Here is a 16,426-nt window from a genome sequence, read left to right as displayed (position 1 = left end):
AATTCAGGTCGGAAATTCGCGCAGCTCGAACGGAGCAGACGCATCTTCTTGCGTTTTGCGATTGCGACCAACCAGCGGCCCGATGGCGACAAGGCCGATCAGCAGCAGCAGGATCTCGATGGAATAAACAGCGGTGTAGCCGGTCGCGCGCGCCGCTTCGGTCCCGCCAGCCAGCGCAGCGGCGATATCGCGCACCGCTCCGCCCAAAGCGATGGCGAGGCCGGCGCAGCTTGCTTGCACAGCGCCCCATGCGCCGAGCGCGAGGCCGGCGGTGTCACTCTTTGCGATGCTCATCGCTTCGATCAGCGTGCCGACCGAGAAAAGGCCGAGGCCAAGCCCGATGGCGAAGGCTCCGCCAAACAGCATGGCGACGGAAGCGAAGGGAGAGGCGAACAGGATAAGAAGGAAGGCGGCGACGCCCGTCACAAGCCCAAGGCCCGCAACGCGCAGCGGATCATCGCCGCGAGTCAGCCAGCGGCCTGACAAGACGAAGCCGAGCAATGCGCCCGCCGCCCATGCTCCGGTCAGCGCGGTCGTCGCGCCGACAGAAAGCCCGAGAATTTCCCCGCCATAGGGTTCAAGCAGCACGTCCTGCATGGCAAAGCCCGCTGCGCCGATACCGATCGCGGTGAGCAGCCGTGCGTTGCGACCATCGCGCACGAAGGAACGCCACAGATCGCCAAAGGCGGGCGTCTCACGGTCAGGCGCGGTCAGTTCCTTGTTGCGCGGCTCCTGCTTCCACAGGGCGACCACATTGAGCCAGAGAGTGATCACCGCCGCGCCCTGGATTACTTGCACAAGCCGCGTCGAAGTAAAGTCGACCAAAAGGCCTCCGATCACAAATGCCGAGATCATCATGCCGACCAGCAGCATGACATAAAGCAGAGCGACCGCGCGTGGGCGCTTGTCCTCAGGCGCAAGATCAGTCGCCAGTGCGAGGCCCGCGGTTTGCGTCGTGTGAATGCCCCCGCCCGTCAGAAGGAAGGCGACGCCAGCGCTCACCAGACCCAGGGTGAAAGTCTCAGGCTTGCCCAGCAACAGCAAGGCAAACGGCATGATTGCAAGGCCACCGAATTGCGCCATCGTGCCGAACCAGATGTAGGGTACACGCCTCCAGCCAAGGACCGAGCGGTGGGTGTCAGATTTGTGGCCAATCAGCGCGCGGAATGGCGCCACCAGCAGTGGCACGGCGATCAGCACCGCGATCACCCATGCAGGTGTTCCCAGCTCTACGATCAGCACTCGGTTGAGCGTGCCGTTGAGCAGCACCATCGCCATGCCGACGCTCACCTGGAATAGCGCGAGACGCAACAGGCGTGACAAGGGCAAATCAGCACTCGCCGCATCCGCGAACGGCAACCAGGCAGACATCGCCTGGACCCATTTGACAGAAGGGGCGAGGGGCTTGCTCATCAGGCTCTCACCAGCTCCATCGCTTGCGAAGTGTAGAACCCGCTGGAAACGCGATGCGTGCGGCCAATCTGCCAGCCGTCAAGCCGGGTGAGGCGCGCGCGCAGCTCATCTTCGTTGACCGGCACGATCGCTGGGGAACGGTCACTTTTCGGGAAGAATTTGCCGACCGTGTGCATCGCGCCGAGCATCCGCGTGTGCGGCGCGAAAGTGAACAATATCGATCCGCTGCATTGCTCGCCCAGTTGCGAAAGCGCGCTGACGAGATCGCCTGCGCTGTAATGGATGAGGGAGTCCATCGCGACGACATGCGCGAACTCTCCCAGCGCAGGGTCGAGCATATCGCCCGCGCGCCAGTAAATCTTACCGTGTCCGATAAAGCTCGGTGTGCGGTCCCTCGCAACGTCCACCAGCCCTGCGGCGACGTCGATGCCGGTGACTTCCGCGCCAAGGCAGGCGGCTTCGATGCTGAGCGCGCCAGTGCCGCATCCCGCATCAAGCACGCGCGTGCGGCGCAGGTCCGCCGGCAGCCAGCCGAGCAAAGTGCGGCGCATCTCTTCACGTCCCGCGCGAACGGTCGCGCGAATGCCGCTGACCTTCGCGTCGGAGGTAAGGTCAATCCATGCCTTGCGCGCGGTGCTGTCGAAATAGGTCGCCAGCCGGTCACGCTGCATGTCGTAGCCAGAGGGAGAACGTGTAGCCATCACTCAAACCCCAGAAAGTCGAAGATATCGCGGTCTTTCATCGGGCTGGCGGTTGACGGTTCAACACCCGCCCACAGCATTGCGGCGAGCCGCAGATATTCGTCCTGTGCCGCGATGACTTCAAGCGAATCTTCCATTTCAAACAGGGTGCATTTCTTGAGGCGCGAGCGGCGGATCGCATCGACATCGCGGAAGTGCGCAAGCCGTTCCATTCCGATCTTGTCGCAGAACCGGTCGATCTCGTCGGTCTCGCGGCTGCGATTGGCGACCACGCCGGCGAGCCGCACATCATAATTCTTCGATTTCGCGCCGATGGCGGCGACAATGCGGTTCATCGCGAAGATGCTGTCAAAGTCGTTGGCCGCGACCACCAATGCGCGCTCGGCATGTTGCAGCGGCGCTGCAAAGCCGCCGCACACGACGTCGCCGAGCACGTCAAAGATGACGACATCGGTGTCTTCGAGCAGATGGTGCTGCTTGAGCAGTTTGACGGTCTGGCCGACGACATAGCCGCCGCAGCCTGTGCCCGCGGGCGGCCCGCCAGCCTCAACGCACATCACGCCGTTATAGCCTTCGAACATATAGTCGTCGGGCCGCAATTCTTCCGAGTGGAATTCGACCGTCTCGAGCACGTCGATCACGGTCGGCATCAGCTTTTTGGTGAGTGTGAACGTGCTGTCATGCTTCGGGTCGCAGCCGATCTGAAGCACCCGGTGGCCGAGCTTTGAAAAGGCGGCGGACAGGTTCGACGAGGTGGTCGATTTGCCGATCCCGCCTTTGCCATAGACCGCGAACACTTTCGCGCCCTTGATCTGGTCGCGCGGGTCAAGCTGCACCTGCACCGAGCCTTCGCCATCGGGCTTGCTGAAGCGGGTCTTTGGATCGAGCAGGTTCATTGGTCTGGTTTCCTCATCACATCATTCCGCCGCGAACACGCCCTCGAGCCGATCCTCGAGTTCGTCGCTGGCCTCGCGCAGAGCGGCGAGGGTTTCGTCATCGGGTTCCCACAGCTGGCGGTCGCAGGCTTCGAGCAAGCGATTTGCCACACGGGCGGAGCTTTTCGGATTGAGCTCGGAGAGGCGGCGGCGCATCTCTTCGTCGAGCACGAATGTTTCGCTGATCTTCTGGTAGACCCAAGGCGCGACCTGGCCCGTAGTTGCCGACCAGCCCATCGTGTTGGTCACGTGGCCTTCGATATGGCGCACGCCTTCATAACCGTGGTCGAGCATGCCCTCATACCATTTGGGGTTGAGTGTGCGGCTGCGGGTCTCAAGGTCGATCTGTTCGGCGAGCGTGCGAACCTTCGCATTGCCGCGCGTCGCATCGAGAATGTAGACTGGCGCGTCCTTGCCCTTGGCCTTGGCGACCGAGCGGCTGACCCCGCCAAGCCCGTCGACATATTGATCGAGATCGGTGACGCCGACTTCGACGCTTTCGAGGTTCTGATATGTGAATTCGACTTCTGCGAGCGCGCGTTGGAGGAGCTCGCGGCGCTGCACTGGCTCGCCTTTAACCCCGTAGGCATAGCCCTTGTGGGTCTCGAACGCGTTGGCTAGCTCGTCAGGATCGGCCCAGACGCCGCCTTCGATCATCTGGTTGACGTTGGCGCCATAGGCCCCCTCGGCATTGGAGAAGACGCGCAAGGCGGCAGTTTCGAGGTCGCAATCTTGCGCCTTCATATGAGCGAGTGTGTGCTTGCGTACGAAGTTGGCTTCGGCTGGCTCGTCCGCCTGGCTGGCGAGCAGGGCGGCTTCGGCGAGCATGCGGGTCTGCAGCGGCAGGAGGTCGCGGAAAATGCCTGAGAGAGTTGCGACTACGTCAATGCGCGGGCGGCCCAATTCTTCGAGCGGTATCAGCTCTGCGCCGCACAGCCGGCCATAGCCATCGCGGCGGGGGCGTGCGCCGATCAGCGTCATCGCCTGCGCGATCTGCACGCCTTCGCTCTTCATGTTGTCGGTGCCCCACAGCACCATGGCTAGGCTTTCGGGGAAGGGCGCGCCGCCGTTCACATGGCGCGCGATTAGCTCCTCGGCCTGCATCCGCCCTTGCTCGCAGGCATAGGCAGACGGGATGCGGAAAGGGTCGAAGCCGTGAATGTTGCGACCTGTGGGTAGCACTTCCGGATTGGCGATGACATCGCCGCCCGGAGCAGGCTTCACATAGCCGCCGTCGAGCGCGTGGATTAGCGCGGTGAGTTCATCGCAAGCGTCGAGTTTTTCGCCCAGTGCATCGCGATTGGCATCATCACCTGCCGCTTCGACCATCGCATCGAGCATTTCCTCGCGCGCGTTGCCTGCTGGGGGCTTTCCGAGCACATGCAGGCCGTGCGGGATTAGCGTTTGCTCGAGCTCGTAGAGGTGGCTCGCGAGCTTGCTGATATCGGTGGAGTCAATGTCCAGCGCGTCGCACTGGTCGGCGATCAGTGTTTCGAGATCGGTCCGCTCGTCATCCTCGGCTGCGCCGCGCCAGCGTTCGACCGTCTGCTTGAGTTCGATGAAGCCCTTGTAAAGTCCCGCCTGCGCGAGCGGCGGGGTCAGATAGCTGACGAGCGTCGCGCCCGAGCGGCGTTTCGCGAGCAGACCTTCGGATGGATTGTTCGCGGCGTAGAGGTAGTAATTGGGCAGGTCGCCGATCAGGCGCTCTGGCCAGCAATCACCGGTCATGCCCGCTTGCTTGCCCGGCATGAATTCGAGCGCGCCATGCGTCCCGAAATGCAGCACCGAATGCGCGCCGAAATCTTCGCGGATCCAGCGGTAGAAAGCGCTGAAGGCGTGGGTCGGGGCGAAAGTGCCTTCAAACAACAGGCGTATCGGATCGCCCTCATATCCGAAGGCAGGTTGGACGCCGACAAACACATTGCCGAAATGCGCGCCCAGCACTTGAATATTGGCGCCATCGCTCTGCGCCTTGCCGGGCGCGGGTCCCCATTGCGCTTCGATCTCGGCGAGGTGCGGTTCGCGCCGCACATGCTCATCGGCGGGAATGCGGGCTGCGACATTGGCATCGCTGCCGAACTGCGTAGAGTTGCCTTCAATGATGGCATCGCGCAGCGCGTCGACGCTTTCGGGCACGTCGACTTCATAGCCTTCGCTCGCAAGCCTTTTGAGCGTCGCATGGAGCGACTCAAACACTGAAAGGAAGGCGGCTGTGCCCATAGCGCCGGCATTGGGCGGGAAGTTGAACAGTACTACCGCGAGTTTGCGGTCGGCGCGCTCGGCCTTGCGCAATTGGATCAGCTTTAGGGTCTTGTCCGCCAGCGCCTCTGCGCGTTCTGGACAGCCCATCATCGCACGGACATTTTGTGATTTGGGCTGCTCGCAATGGCGCTCGCAGCCTTGGCAGGTTTCGCCCGCACCGGCCCGTCCGCCGAACACGCTTGGTGCAATCGCGCCATCAAGTTCTGGCAAGGCAACCATCATGGTCGCTTCGAGTGGGAGCAAGCCCTGATCACGTCCGCGCCATTCTTCGAGGGTCTGAAACTCGATTGCGTGCGCGGCGATATAGGGAGTGTCGAGCTCGGTCAGGATCTCGATAGCGGCTTCGCTGTCGTTGTAAGCGGGGCCGCCGACCAGCGAGAAACCTGTCAGGTTGACGATCGCATCGACCGTGGGCTTGCCGCGCTCCATGAAGAATTTCTCGATCGCCGGGCGCGCATCCAATCCGCTGGCAAAGGCCGGAATGACTTTAAGACCTGCCGCTTCGAAGGCCGCAATCGCGCCATCATAATGGCCGGTGTCGCGGCCCAGCAGGTAAGAGCGCAGCAGCAGCACGCCGACGGTGCCGTTTTTGCCCTTTTTGCGTGGAAGCAGTCGCAGCCCTTCGGAAATCAGCTGATCGGTCGCCGGGTGATAGACACCAACCTCGGGATATTCGCGCGGCGGTTCTGCCGGGGTCTCGCCGCGCCTCGCCTCGCGCTCGCCTGAGGCGTAGCGGTCGATCAGGCCGCGCACCATCGCAACGACGTTTTCGTCCGATCCGGCGAGCCAATATTGCAGCGTCAGGAAGTATGCGCGTACATCCTGCGCGGTGCCGGGGATAAAGCGCAAAATCTTGGGCAGACGGCGCAGCATCTTCATCTGCCCTGCGCCAGAGCTCGCGTTTCTCTTGGATGATCCGCGCAGCTTCTTTAGCAGCGCCAGCGGGCCTTTGGCCGGCGCATCCATGCGGTATCCGCCGAGCCGGGTGAGCTTCACGATTTCGCCTGCCGACATCAGGCCGAGCATTGCATCGCAATTCTCGCGGCGCTCTTCCAGCGCAGGCAGGATCGCGCGCACATGGTCGTCAAGGAACAGCATGGTCGCGATGACGATGTCCGCATCGGCGATCGCAGCCTTGGTCGTGTCCAAATGCTTGGCGTTGCGGTCCCAATCGGCGACCGCGTGCAGCGAAAGCGAAATGCCGTCGCGCGCCAGTTCATCGCCCGCGCGCTCAACCGCCCCTTTCAGGTGATTGTCGAGCGTGACGATGGCCACGCGCACTGGGTGGGGCGCGCTACCGGGCATAATGCGCCTTCGCGTCGTAGAGCGTTTCAACGTCGATTTCGGCGCGGCCCTGGTCGGCGGCGTAAAGTTCGGTGTTACGGCGCGCTTTGCCGCGCACAAAGAACGGTATCTTCTTCAGTTCACGCTCGGCCTCGGCGGTCCAGATCGACCCGCTATCGGCGGGCACAACCGGCTCTTCGGGCACTTCTGCATCTATCGTAGGAGCGCGCCCTTGTGACATTTTGGGCGCGTGAGCGGCGTGGTGCGAGGGCCCGTTCTCATCGGAAAACTCGAAGTCGTCGCGAAACATGGTGAGCAGGTGCTCTTCCAGGCCCATCACGAGCGGATGCACCCAGGTGTCGAAGATTACATTCGCGCCCTCAAAACCCATTTGCGGGGAATGGCGCGCAGGGAAATCCTGCACATGCACCGGCGCCGAAATCACCGCGCAGGGCATGCCCAGCCGCTTGGCGATATGCCGCTCCATCTGCGTGCCGAGCACCATTTCTGGTTGAGCCGCGATAATCGCATCTTCGACCGCGAGATGATCGTCGGTGACGAGCGGTTCAACGCCATATTTTTCGGCAGCAGCGCGCACATCGCGGGCAAATTCGCGGTTGTAACAACCGAGCCCGCACACCTCGAAGCCAAGCTCTTCATGCGCGATCCGCGCAGCGGCGACCGCATGGGTCGCGTCGCCAAAGATGAATACGCGTTTTCCGGTCAGATAGTTGGAATCGACCGAACGGCTCCACCACGGCATCCGTGAGGAATAGTCGCCGAGCGCAGAGGTGGGATCAACCTCTGCTAACTCGGCGACTTCCGCGATAAACGTGCGCGTTGCGTTCACGCCTATCGGGACCGTGCGAACGGCCGGCTGCTTGAACTCGCGCTCAAGCCAACGGGCCGCTTCTTCTGCGATTTCGGGATAGAGGACCACGTTGAAATCGGCTGCGCCGATCCGCGTGATGTCCTGCGGGCTGGCGCCCAAAGGTGCGACAAGGTTTACGTCGACGCCGAGGCAGTCAAGAATCTTGCGGATTTCGACCAGATCATCGCGGTGGCGAAAGCCGAGCGCAGTGGGGCCAAGTATGTTGACGAGTGGACGGCGCCCTTCGCGCGGGGCAGGCCTTAGGGTGCGATCGGCAAGGCTGCGGACAATCTGGTAGAACGTCTCTGCTGCGCCCCAGTTTTCCTTGCGCTGATAGCTTGGCAATTCAAGCGGGATGACCGGGCAGGGCAGGTCCATCGCTTCCGACAAGCCAGCGGGATCATCTTGGATCAGCTCCGCAGTGCAAGACGCGCCGACAATCATCGCCTGCGGCTGGAAGCGCTCGGCAGCTTCGCGCGCGGCATCCTGAAACAATTGCGCGGTATCCTTGCCCAAATCGCGCGCTTCGAATGTGGTGTAGGTAACGGGCGGACGCTTGCTCCGCCGTTCGATCATGGTGAAGAGCAGATCCGCATAGGTATCACCCTGCGGTGCGTGGAGCAGATAGTGCATCTCCTCCATCGCGGTCGCGATCCGCATGGCCCCGACATGGGGCGGTCCTTCATAGGTCCAGACGGATAGCTGCATGACCTATACCCTCAACACGTCGCGGCGGCGCAAGGGACGGGCGAAAAGCTCGGCAAGGTCGCCCGCCTGCTCGAACCCGTGAATGGGTGAGAAGACGAGCTCGATTGCCCATTTGGTCGAGAACCCTTCCGCTTCGAGCGGGTTGGCGAGGCCAAGTCCGCATACGGTGAGGTCGGGCTTATCCCGGCGCACCCTATCGAGCTGCTTGTCGACATGCTGGCCTTCGGAAAGGCGCGCGGTATCGGGCAGCAGCTCCAGCTCGCGCGCAAGATGCGTGCGGTGCAGATAGGGCGTGCCAACCTCGACCGGTTCCATGGCTAGCTCCTGCGCGAGGAACCGGGCGAGGGGCACTTCGAGTTGTGAGTCTGGCAGGAAGCTGATGCTTTTGCCTTCGAGCAATGCGCGACTGTGTTCGATGGCGCGTTTCGCGCGTTCGCGCGGACTGGCAATGACGCGTTCGAAATGCTCATCTTCGACGCCGAAAGCCTCAGCCGCCGCGCGCAGCCAAGATGTGGTGCCTTCGACCCCGAACGGGAATAGAGCATCAAGCCGCTTGGCCCCGCGATCCTCAAGCGCCATGGCGGTGTCGCTGAGGAAAGGTTGCGCGAGAAGGTAGCGTGTATTTGGGCCGACGGCAGGCAATTCGCCGCTCTTGCGCGCAGGCAGTACGCCAACGCGCTCAATGCCGAGCTGCGTAAACAGACGCAGGAATTGGTCCTCGACGATATCTGGCAGTGAGCCGACGATCAGTAGTTCTTGCGGCGTATCGACGGGCGCGCTCGGCATTTCGGGCACGAGCGATGCGAGGCATGCATCTTCGCCTTGTGTGAAGGTCGTCTCGATCCCGCTGCCCGAATAGTTGAGTATACGAACCTGACCGGCATGTTTTGCACCGAGCCGCTCGGCAGCCTTGGCAAGGTCGAGCTTGATCACTTCCGATGGGCAAGATCCGACGAGAAACAGGGTCGCAATATCGGGGCGCCGTTCGAGCAGACGGCCCACGACCCGGTCCAATTCGTCCTGCGCATCGACCATACCGGCTAGATCGCGCTCTTCCATAATGGCCGTGGCAAAGCGCGGTTCGGCAAAAATCATCACGCCAGCGGCGGATTGCAGCAGGTGCGCGCAGGTACGTGAGCCGACTACGAGGAAGAAGGCGTCCTGCATTTTGCGGTGCAGCCAGATGATCCCGGTCAACCCGCAGAAGACTTCGCGTTGACCGCGCTCGCGCAAAACCGGGCGTTCATTTTTGGGACGCTCTTTAAGCGCAAGATCGGAACCGCATCCGCTGGTGGGAGGCAGCGCGTTCATGCTGTGACCGCCTCAAAACGACTCGCTTCAAGCCGCGCTGCGCGCAATTTGAGCAGAAACTGTCCAGCATTGATGACATAGGCCGCGTAAGCCGCGAGCGCGACGAACATCCGGCTTTCGACCGATCCCAAGCCGCCAAACAGCATCACGAGGTAAAGCGTGTGCAGCGCGAGCACCAGCATTGAGAACACGTCTTCCCAGAAGAAGGCAGGCGCGAACAACCATTTGCCGAATACGACCTTTTCCCAGATCGATCCGGTGATCATAATTGTGTAGAGTATCAATGTCTTGATGACGATCGAGGTGTCAGCGGCGACCGCGCCTTCGCCTTCAATTATGAACCTCAGGACGAGGCCGAGACTGACCAGAAAAACGATAAACTGGAGAGGAGCAAGGACACCTTGAACAACGGTCCAGGCCGAGTCGTCGCGGCGCTGGCGCTCTTCCGCGGTGTAGAGCCCCGCTGATTTCCCACCTGGAAATGCCTTGTCTTTGTGTTGGGTATCCCGTCCCATTCGTTGCGAACTGCCTCCGCTCTCCAATCAGGGGCTTACGCCGAGTCAGGGTGAAGTGTCAATCAAAGTGGACGACAAATAAAATTGACACAAACCCGGGTGTCAATTTGCTAATGTGTCAAAATAGGCGTACGGCGGTTTCCGTTGATGATTCCGGAGTCGCGCAGCCTCCGCCATTCTCATCAACGATGACGCAATCCGCGCCACATCCGGGCCTGTTTGACCCGGCAGACTGGGAGAGTCTGACGAATGGCATCTGTGATTGGCACTGGATCAGCTGCATTACGCAAAGTGATCGGAGACCCTTTTTCACGTCTGAAGCGGATCGCGCTCAGCGATGATGACGACGGCAGCCCGGCTACGCTCGACAGCGCTGCCATCGGCTCGATCATCGAGGGGGAGATTATCCCCAGATTGCTGATGGCGCACACGCCGGAGAAAGCCTCGCCCGCAAAGGGGAGCAAATCCGAGATTGATCCCTTCGATGCGAGCCATTTTGCAACGCTTCCGTTGCATGCAGAGGCTGCCGACCTTTTGGATATAGTGCAGGCTCACTTGGATAAAGGCGTCAGCGTAGAAGCAATCTACGTCGATCTGCTCGCTCCCGCTGCCCGCAAGCTGGGTGAGCTTTGGGAAGCGGATGAGTGCGATTTTGTCGACGTTACAATGGGTTTGTGGCGTTTGCAGGAAGTAATGCGCGAGGTCGCGCATCGCTGTCCGCCTTTGGTTGCTGCGGTCTCGGGCGAGCGGCGCATTCTGGTCGCACCAATGCCGGGCGATCAGCACAGTTTCGGACCGATCATGGTCGAGGATATGTTCGCGCGCTCAGGGTGGGCGAGCGAAGTTCTGGTGGAGCCAAGCCGCGGCGATTTGCTGCGAAGAATGGCGGAGAGACCCTTCGATGTGGCGGCGTTGACCATCACCCGCGATTGTCCTAGCTCCGCCATCGCACAGATCATCAATGCGATGCGCAGCGTGGCCGCAAATCCGCACATGCAGATCATGATTGGTGGCCGAGTGGTCAATGAGAATACGGACCTCGTTTCAGAGGTCGGAGCAGATGGAACAGCGTTGGATGCCAGGGCAGCGGTTAATGTGGCTGAAGAGCTGGTGCAGAATGCGATTTCGAGCGAACAGCCCGCAGAGTAAGGCAGAACGCGGATGCTGACACGCAAGCACAGCATTGAGGGTAAGAACCCCTTTGGACAGGCGGCGGAGTTGTTCGACTCGCTGGATGCCGATGCTGCGATGAAGCTCGCCATGGTGGCGGGCGATATCACGCTCGTACTCGATGACACTGGCACGATCCTAGATACCGCTTACGATCCTGACCTCTTTCCTGGAATTGAGAATCTGACCGGCCAGAACTGGCTCGATACCGTCACGATTGAGAGCCGTCCCAAGATCATGGAGATGCTCGCAGCTGCACGGCGCGGTGAAGTGCAGCATTGGCGCCAGGTCAACCACCTTGCGGGCGATGGCGATGTGCCGATCCGCTATGTTCTAATCAGCGTGAATGGCGGTCAGCATCGGATCGCGTTTGGCCGCGATCTGCGCGAGGCGGCGAAGCTTCAACAGCGCCTGTTGCAAGTGCAACAATCGCTTGAGCGGGACTATCTGCGCCTTCGTCAGCTGGAAACGCGTTATCGCATGCTGTTCGATGCTTCGAGCGAACCGGTAGTGATCGTCGATGCGGCGGCTCAGCGTGTGCGTGAGGCAAACCCGGCGGCGCATGATATGTTCGGCCTGCGCAAAGGCGCTCTGGTCGGAAAGAAGCTCTCGGCGCTGTTCGATCGCGCATCGCACGCCGATGTCCTGACGCTGCTTGGCGCGGTGCAAGCGGCAGGTGATGTCGCACCAATCGAGGTGGCAATCGCGAAGGGTTCAAAGTCTGCGAAGCTCTCTGCTTCTGCTTTTACGCAAGACCGCAACCGTTATCTGCTGCTTCGCTGCTCACTCATCGGCGAACCGGACGAACCGCGCGAAGACAACGCTTTGCCCGCGCTCGTTGATACTATGCCTGATGCCTTCGTGGTTGCGAACAAGGATCTGGAGCTGGTGAGCGCCAACGCCTCTTTCATCGAGCTGGTCCAGGCTGGCAGTGTCGATCAGGTGCGTGGACAGCATTTGTCGCGATGGATCGGACGGCCCGGCATCGATCTCGACCTGATCGAGAACCAGATTGAACAGCACGGTGCGGCCCGAAATGTCAGCACTGTTCTGCGCGCGCATGAAGAAGATCAGGGCGAGCAGGTTGAACTTTCTGCCGTGCGGACCGGGGCTGACACCCAGCTTTATGGCTTTGTCATCCGTCCGATTGCGCGGCGTCTGCGCGATATCCCGGCGGGCGCTGCCGACACGCCGCGCTCGGTTGAGCAGCTCACCGATCTGGTCGGACGCATGTCGCTGAAGGATATTGTGCGCGAAAGCACCGACATGATTGAGCGGCTCTGTATCGAAGCGGCCCTTTCCTACACCTCGGACAATCGCGCATCGGCAGCCGAGATTCTCGGTCTTTCTCGCCAGAGCCTTTATTCCAAGCTTCACCGGCACGGATTGGGCAATTTGGACGGCGACAACGACTGATTCATTGCAAAATCCGCAAGCGACTAGCCATAGTGTCAATTTAGTTTGACGCATGCCAGTGTCAGGCATAGCTTGCGCAAATGGAGAGGACAGCAGCCACGACTCGCTCGTCGCCGATTCCGGCGCTCCGCGATGTCGTCCAGCTTCTCAAACCGATCACCTGGTTTCCGCCCATGTGGGCCTTTATGTGCGGCGCGGTTTCGTCCGGCGCGAGCCTTGATGGACGCTGGCTGTTCGTAGCAGCAGGCGTGCTGCTTGCTGGGCCTTTGGTTTGCGGGACCAGCCAGGCCGTCAATGACTGGTTCGACCGTCATGTCGATGCGATCAACGAGCCTGATCGACCAATCCCATCTGGCCGCATTGCCGGGCGGTGGGGCCTCTACATTGCAATCATCGGGACGGTCGTGTCGGCGATTGTCGCGTGGAGCCTCGGCATATGGGTGTTTGTTGCGGGGCTGGTCGGGCTGGCGCTGGCATGGGCCTATAGTGCGCCGCCTTTTCGCCTGAAGCAAAGCGGCTGGGCCGGGCCGGCGGTGGTCGGCCTGACTTACGAAGGGTTGAGCTGGTTCACCGGTGCGAGCGTGATGACGGGCGGCTTGCCATCGACACAAGTGCTGGTTGTGCTGGTGCTCTACAGCATCGGCGCGCACGGCATCATGACATTGAACGATTTCAAGGCGGTCGAGGGTGACCGCGCGACCGGCCTCAAATCGCTGCCGGTGACGCTTGGCATCAGCAAAGCGGCGCGCTTTGCTTGCGGCGTCATGGCGTCAGCGCAGGCGGTCGTGATCCTCTTGCTGTGGCAATGGGGCCTGTTGCTTTCGGCCTTGGCGGTGACTTTCGTGCTGATCGCGCAGATCGCCGCAATGCCTCGCCTGCTTAGAAACCCAGCCAAGTTCGCGCCGTGGTACAATGCTGTCGGTGTTACGCTCTATGTGTTGGGCATGCTCGCCGCAGCGCTCGGCCTCGGGGGCTATATCTGATGCGCGCCGCAAACCCTGCCGCCCCCAAAGGTCTCAGCTGGTTTGCGATTATCCGGATTGGGCTCGTCCAGGCCTCGATCGGCGGGATGGTGATGCTGACGACCACCGTGCTCAACCGGTTAATGGTGGTCGAATATGCGCTTGCCGCTGCTATCCCGGCAGGTCTGGTCGGCTGGCATTATGCTGTGCAACTGTGCCGCCCAATCTGGGGGCACGGATCGGACAAAGGCGGAAGCCGCGCCTTGTGGATCATGGGTGGGCTCGCCGTCCTTGCCGCTGGAGCCTTGCTCGCCGTCCAAGTCACATTGATGACGGCGAACAGTTTCGCGCTCGGCATCACGCTTGGTGTTCTTGCCTATGCGCTGATCGGTGTGGGTGTCGGCGCGAGTGGGACTTCAGCGCTCGCTTTGCTGGCCTCGGGTGTTGCGCCTGATCGCCGCGCACCGGCAGCGGCTGTCACTTGGATCATGATGATCGCCGGCATTGTCGTATCCGCGATCATCGTAAGCCAATTGATCGACCCGTTTTCGCCAGCACGGCTGGTGAGGGTGTCAAGTGGATTGCTGGCGGTCTGCCTGATCATTGCAGGTCTTGCCGTCTTCCGGCTTGAGCCGCGCGAAACGGTGCAATTCGCCGAGACCGCCAAGAACGATCCGCCGCCCGATTTCCGGGCCGCCATCGCCGAGATTTTCGCCGAGAAAGCCGCGCGCCGTTTCACACTTTTTATCTTCGCTTCGATGATGGCCTTCAACATGCAAGACCTCATCCTCGAGCCGTTTGCAGGCATCGTTTTTGCCATGACACCAGGCGAGTCTACGGGGCTCGGGGGTATGCAAAATGGCGGCGTGCTACTCGGAATGATCGTTGCCGGGATCGCGGGAAGCGCCTTTGCAGGGCGGATGCCGGGCGAGTTGAGACATTGGATTGTGTTCGGCTGTCTTGGCTCAGCCCTGGCGCTGGCGGGCCTCGCTATGGGCGCGGTCGTCGGGCCGGGTTGGCCGATCCACGCCAATGTGATGGCGCTGGGCTTTTGCAATGGATTGTTCGCTGTCGCAGCCATCGGGGCGATGATGGGCCTCGCAGGGGCAGGCGCAAAAACGCGCGAAGGCGTGCGCATGGGCGTGTGGGGCGCGGCGCAGGCGATTGCATTTGGCCTCGGCGGATTTCTGGGCGCGGCGGGGCGCGATGCGGCGCTGGCTGTGCTGGGCGATCAAGGCCGCGCGTTCCAGTTCGTCTTCGCGGTCGAGGCCGCGCTGTTCGTTGTCGCAGCTTGGCTCGCCATTCGAGCGACGGCCAAGGGTTTGGCACCGGTTCGGGCCACAAATGATCGCGTGGGGCGAGAGCCCATAGAGAGGGAAGCTGAGGTATTCGCATGAGTGAGAAAATCTATGACGTCGCGGTGATTGGCGGCGGCCCGACCGGAGCAACCGCAGCCGACGACCTTGCCCGCGCGGGCCATTCCGTGCTGCTGATGGAGCGCGGTGGGCGGATCAAGCCATGTGGCGGCGCGGTACCTCCGCGGCTGATGGAAGATTTCGACATTCCGCAAAGCCTTCTGGTGGCGCGTGCCCGCTCTGCCCGCATGATCGCACCCTCCAATCGCGCGGTTGATATGCCGGTTGGCGAGATCGGCTATGTCGGCATGGTTGACCGCGAGCACTTTGACGAATGGCTCCGTGAGCGCGCGGCGAGCAGCGGCGCAGAGCGGCTCTCGGCGACCTTCGACCGGATCGAGCGCGATGATCGGCCCGGCGCGCTGGTATGCTTCCGGCGTGAGCGTGGTGGTGAGATCGAAAAAATCCGGGCCAAACTGGTAATCGGCGCGGACGGTGCGCGCTCGGCAGTGGCCAAGCAGAACATCGCAGGCGCGGAGAAAATTCCGTGCGTCTTCGCTTATCACGAGATCATCGAAAGTCCGGATCATTCCGGCGACAATTACGACCCATCGCGCTGCGACGTTTTCTACCAAGGCAGGCTCTCGCCCGATTTCTACGCCTGGGTTTTCCCGCATGGGAAGACAGCTAGCATCGGCGTCGGCAGCGCGAATAAGGGCTTTTCCCTGCGCGGCGCGGTCAGCACGATGCGCGACGACTTGGGCCTGTCCACCTGCCAGACGGTGCGTCGCGAGGGCGCGCCGATCCCCTTGAAGCCGCTAAAGCGCTGGGACAACTAGCCGCGATGTTATCGTGGCGGGTGATGCTGCCGGCATCGTCGCTCCCGCATCAGGCGAGGGGATCTACTACGCCATGATCGGTGGGCGCTATGTCGCTGAGGCCGCAGCCGAATGCCTTGCGACCGGCGAAGTGAAGGCGCTGCGCCGCGCGCGCAAACGCTTCATGAAGGAGCACGGCAAGGTCTTCTGGGTGCTCGGGATGATGCAGTATTTCTGGTATTCGAGCGACAAGCGACGCGAACGCTTCGTGACGATGTGTGACGACAAGGACGTGCAGCAGCTTACCTGGCAGGCGTACATGAACAAGAAGCTGGTTCGGGCAAAACCGATGGCGCACGTCAAGATATTCCTCAAAGACTGCGCGCATTTGCTGGGATTGAGGGCAGCCGCCTAATGGGCAAAATGTGGGTATTGCCGGTGATTGTTGCGAGCCTCGCAGCGATCGCGGTTGCTGTCATGGGCGCGACGATCACCGATCTCGGCCCGTGGTATCAATCGCTCGAAAAGCCGAGCTGGAACCCGCCTGATCAGCTGTTTCCGATCGTCTGGACCATCATCTTTGCATTCGTGACTGCATCGGCGGTGACAGCCTGGCTCGCCGCGCCGACACGCCGGGTATCGGACGTGCTGATCTGCCTGTTCTCGCTCAACGCGTTTCTCAACATCACGTGGAGCCTAATCTTC

At 61.5% G+C, this 16,426-nt stretch carries 11 protein-coding genes and 2 pseudogenes; 6 read left to right on the top strand and 7 right to left on the bottom strand.

Features of this window, described 5'->3' with window-relative positions; all coding sequences use genetic code 11:
• Positions 1-3: 3 nt before the first annotated feature.
• From ACZ1GU_RS11530 to bchF, 7 genes are read right to left on the bottom strand one after another with little or no spacing between them, the layout of a single operon-like run.
• Positions 4-1,413, bottom strand: coding sequence for a BCD family MFS transporter (locus tag ACZ1GU_RS11530; RefSeq protein ID WP_472648130.1), 1,410 nt, complete (start codon positions 1,411-1,413; stop codon positions 4-6).
• Complete coding sequence (gene bchM, locus ACZ1GU_RS11525) at positions 1,413-2,114, bottom strand: magnesium protoporphyrin IX methyltransferase (RefSeq protein WP_472648129.1); 702 nt, start codon at positions 2,112-2,114, stop codon at positions 1,413-1,415. The genes ACZ1GU_RS11530 and bchM overlap by 1 nt, the downstream gene beginning before the upstream one ends.
• Entirely contained in the window at positions 2,114-3,010 is an 897-nt protein-coding gene (gene bchL, locus ACZ1GU_RS11520) for a ferredoxin:protochlorophyllide reductase (ATP-dependent) iron-sulfur ATP-binding protein (RefSeq protein ID WP_472648128.1), read from the bottom strand. Before bchL ends, bchM begins: the two co-directional genes overlap by 1 nt.
• 21 nt (positions 3,011-3,031) lie before the next feature.
• Positions 3,032-6,616, bottom strand: a complete 3,585-nt coding sequence (locus ACZ1GU_RS11515) for a magnesium chelatase subunit H (RefSeq protein ID WP_472648127.1) — start codon at positions 6,614-6,616, stop codon at positions 3,032-3,034.
• Positions 6,606-8,174, bottom strand: coding sequence for a ferredoxin:protochlorophyllide reductase (ATP-dependent) subunit B (gene bchB / locus ACZ1GU_RS11510; RefSeq protein WP_472648126.1), 1,569 nt, complete (start codon positions 8,172-8,174; stop codon positions 6,606-6,608). Before bchB ends, ACZ1GU_RS11515 begins: the two co-directional genes overlap by 11 nt.
• 3 nt (positions 8,175-8,177) lie before the next feature.
• A complete protein-coding gene (locus ACZ1GU_RS11505; RefSeq protein WP_472648125.1) occupies positions 8,178-9,485 on the bottom strand; it encodes a ferredoxin:protochlorophyllide reductase (ATP-dependent) subunit N in 1,308 nt (435 codons plus the stop codon).
• Entirely contained in the window at positions 9,482-10,000 is a 519-nt protein-coding gene (gene bchF / locus ACZ1GU_RS11500) for a 2-vinyl bacteriochlorophyllide hydratase (protein WP_472648124.1), read from the bottom strand. Before bchF ends, ACZ1GU_RS11505 begins: the two co-directional genes overlap by 4 nt.
• A gap of 249 nt (positions 10,001-10,249) precedes the next feature.
• Here bchF and ACZ1GU_RS11495 point away from each other — a divergent pair, with 249 nt between their 5' ends.
• From ACZ1GU_RS11495 to ACZ1GU_RS11470, 6 genes and pseudogenes are all read left to right on the top strand, one after another.
• Positions 10,250-11,149, top strand: a complete 900-nt coding sequence (locus ACZ1GU_RS11495; RefSeq protein WP_472648123.1) for a cobalamin B12-binding domain-containing protein — start codon at positions 10,250-10,252, stop codon at positions 11,147-11,149.
• A gap of 12 nt (positions 11,150-11,161) precedes the next feature.
• Positions 11,162-12,586, top strand: coding sequence for a transcriptional regulator PpsR (ppsR, locus tag ACZ1GU_RS11490; RefSeq protein ID WP_472648122.1), 1,425 nt, complete (start codon positions 11,162-11,164; stop codon positions 12,584-12,586).
• An 80-nt stretch (positions 12,587-12,666) separates the two neighbouring features.
• Complete coding sequence (gene chlG, locus ACZ1GU_RS11485; protein WP_472648120.1) at positions 12,667-13,569, top strand: chlorophyll synthase ChlG; 903 nt, start codon at positions 12,667-12,669, stop codon at positions 13,567-13,569.
• Positions 13,569-14,945, top strand: coding sequence for a BCD family MFS transporter (locus ACZ1GU_RS11480; RefSeq protein ID WP_472648119.1), 1,377 nt, complete (start codon positions 13,569-13,571; stop codon positions 14,943-14,945). The genes chlG and ACZ1GU_RS11480 overlap by 1 nt, the downstream gene beginning before the upstream one ends.
• Positions 14,942-16,136 (top strand): annotated as a pseudogene (locus ACZ1GU_RS11475) (geranylgeranyl diphosphate reductase). Before ACZ1GU_RS11480 ends, ACZ1GU_RS11475 begins: the two are co-directional and overlap by 4 nt.
• Positions 16,136-16,414 (top strand): annotated as a pseudogene (locus ACZ1GU_RS11470) (TspO/MBR family protein); the annotation flags it as partial. The pseudogenes ACZ1GU_RS11475 and ACZ1GU_RS11470, both read left to right, overlap by 1 nt.
• Positions 16,415-16,426: the final 12 nt, after the last annotated feature.

This window comes from Erythrobacter sp. HA7-11, assembly GCF_055693605.1.
This window is presented reverse-complemented; position numbering and strand designations above follow the sequence as displayed.

What these genes read in the sequence shown, in the direction of transcription:
- ACZ1GU_RS11530 (WP_472648130.1), bottom strand. Translation starts at nt 1,413, where the DNA reads ATGAGCAAGCCCCTCGCCCCTTCTGTCAAATGGGTCCAGGCGATGTCT.
- bchM (WP_472648129.1), bottom strand. Translation starts at nt 2,114, where the DNA reads ATGGCTACACGTTCTCCCTCTGGCTACGACATGCAGCGTGACCGGCTG.
- bchL (WP_472648128.1), bottom strand. Translation starts at nt 3,010, where the DNA reads ATGAACCTGCTCGATCCAAAGACCCGCTTCAGCAAGCCCGATGGCGAA.
- ACZ1GU_RS11515 (WP_472648127.1), bottom strand. Translation starts at nt 6,616, where the DNA reads ATGCCCGGTAGCGCGCCCCACCCAGTGCGCGTGGCCATCGTCACGCTC.
- bchB (WP_472648126.1), bottom strand. Translation starts at nt 8,174, where the DNA reads ATGCAGCTATCCGTCTGGACCTATGAAGGACCGCCCCATGTCGGGGCC.
- ACZ1GU_RS11505 (WP_472648125.1), bottom strand. Translation starts at nt 9,485, where the DNA reads ATGAACGCGCTGCCTCCCACCAGCGGATGCGGTTCCGATCTTGCGCTT.
- bchF (WP_472648124.1), bottom strand. Translation starts at nt 10,000, where the DNA reads ATGGGACGGGATACCCAACACAAAGACAAGGCATTTCCAGGTGGGAAA.
- ACZ1GU_RS11495 (WP_472648123.1), top strand. Translation starts at nt 10,250, where the DNA reads ATGGCATCTGTGATTGGCACTGGATCAGCTGCATTACGCAAAGTGATC.
- ppsR (WP_472648122.1), top strand. Translation starts at nt 11,162, where the DNA reads ATGCTGACACGCAAGCACAGCATTGAGGGTAAGAACCCCTTTGGACAG.
- chlG (WP_472648120.1), top strand. Translation starts at nt 12,667, where the DNA reads ATGGAGAGGACAGCAGCCACGACTCGCTCGTCGCCGATTCCGGCGCTC.
- ACZ1GU_RS11480 (WP_472648119.1), top strand. Translation starts at nt 13,569, where the DNA reads ATGCGCGCCGCAAACCCTGCCGCCCCCAAAGGTCTCAGCTGGTTTGCG.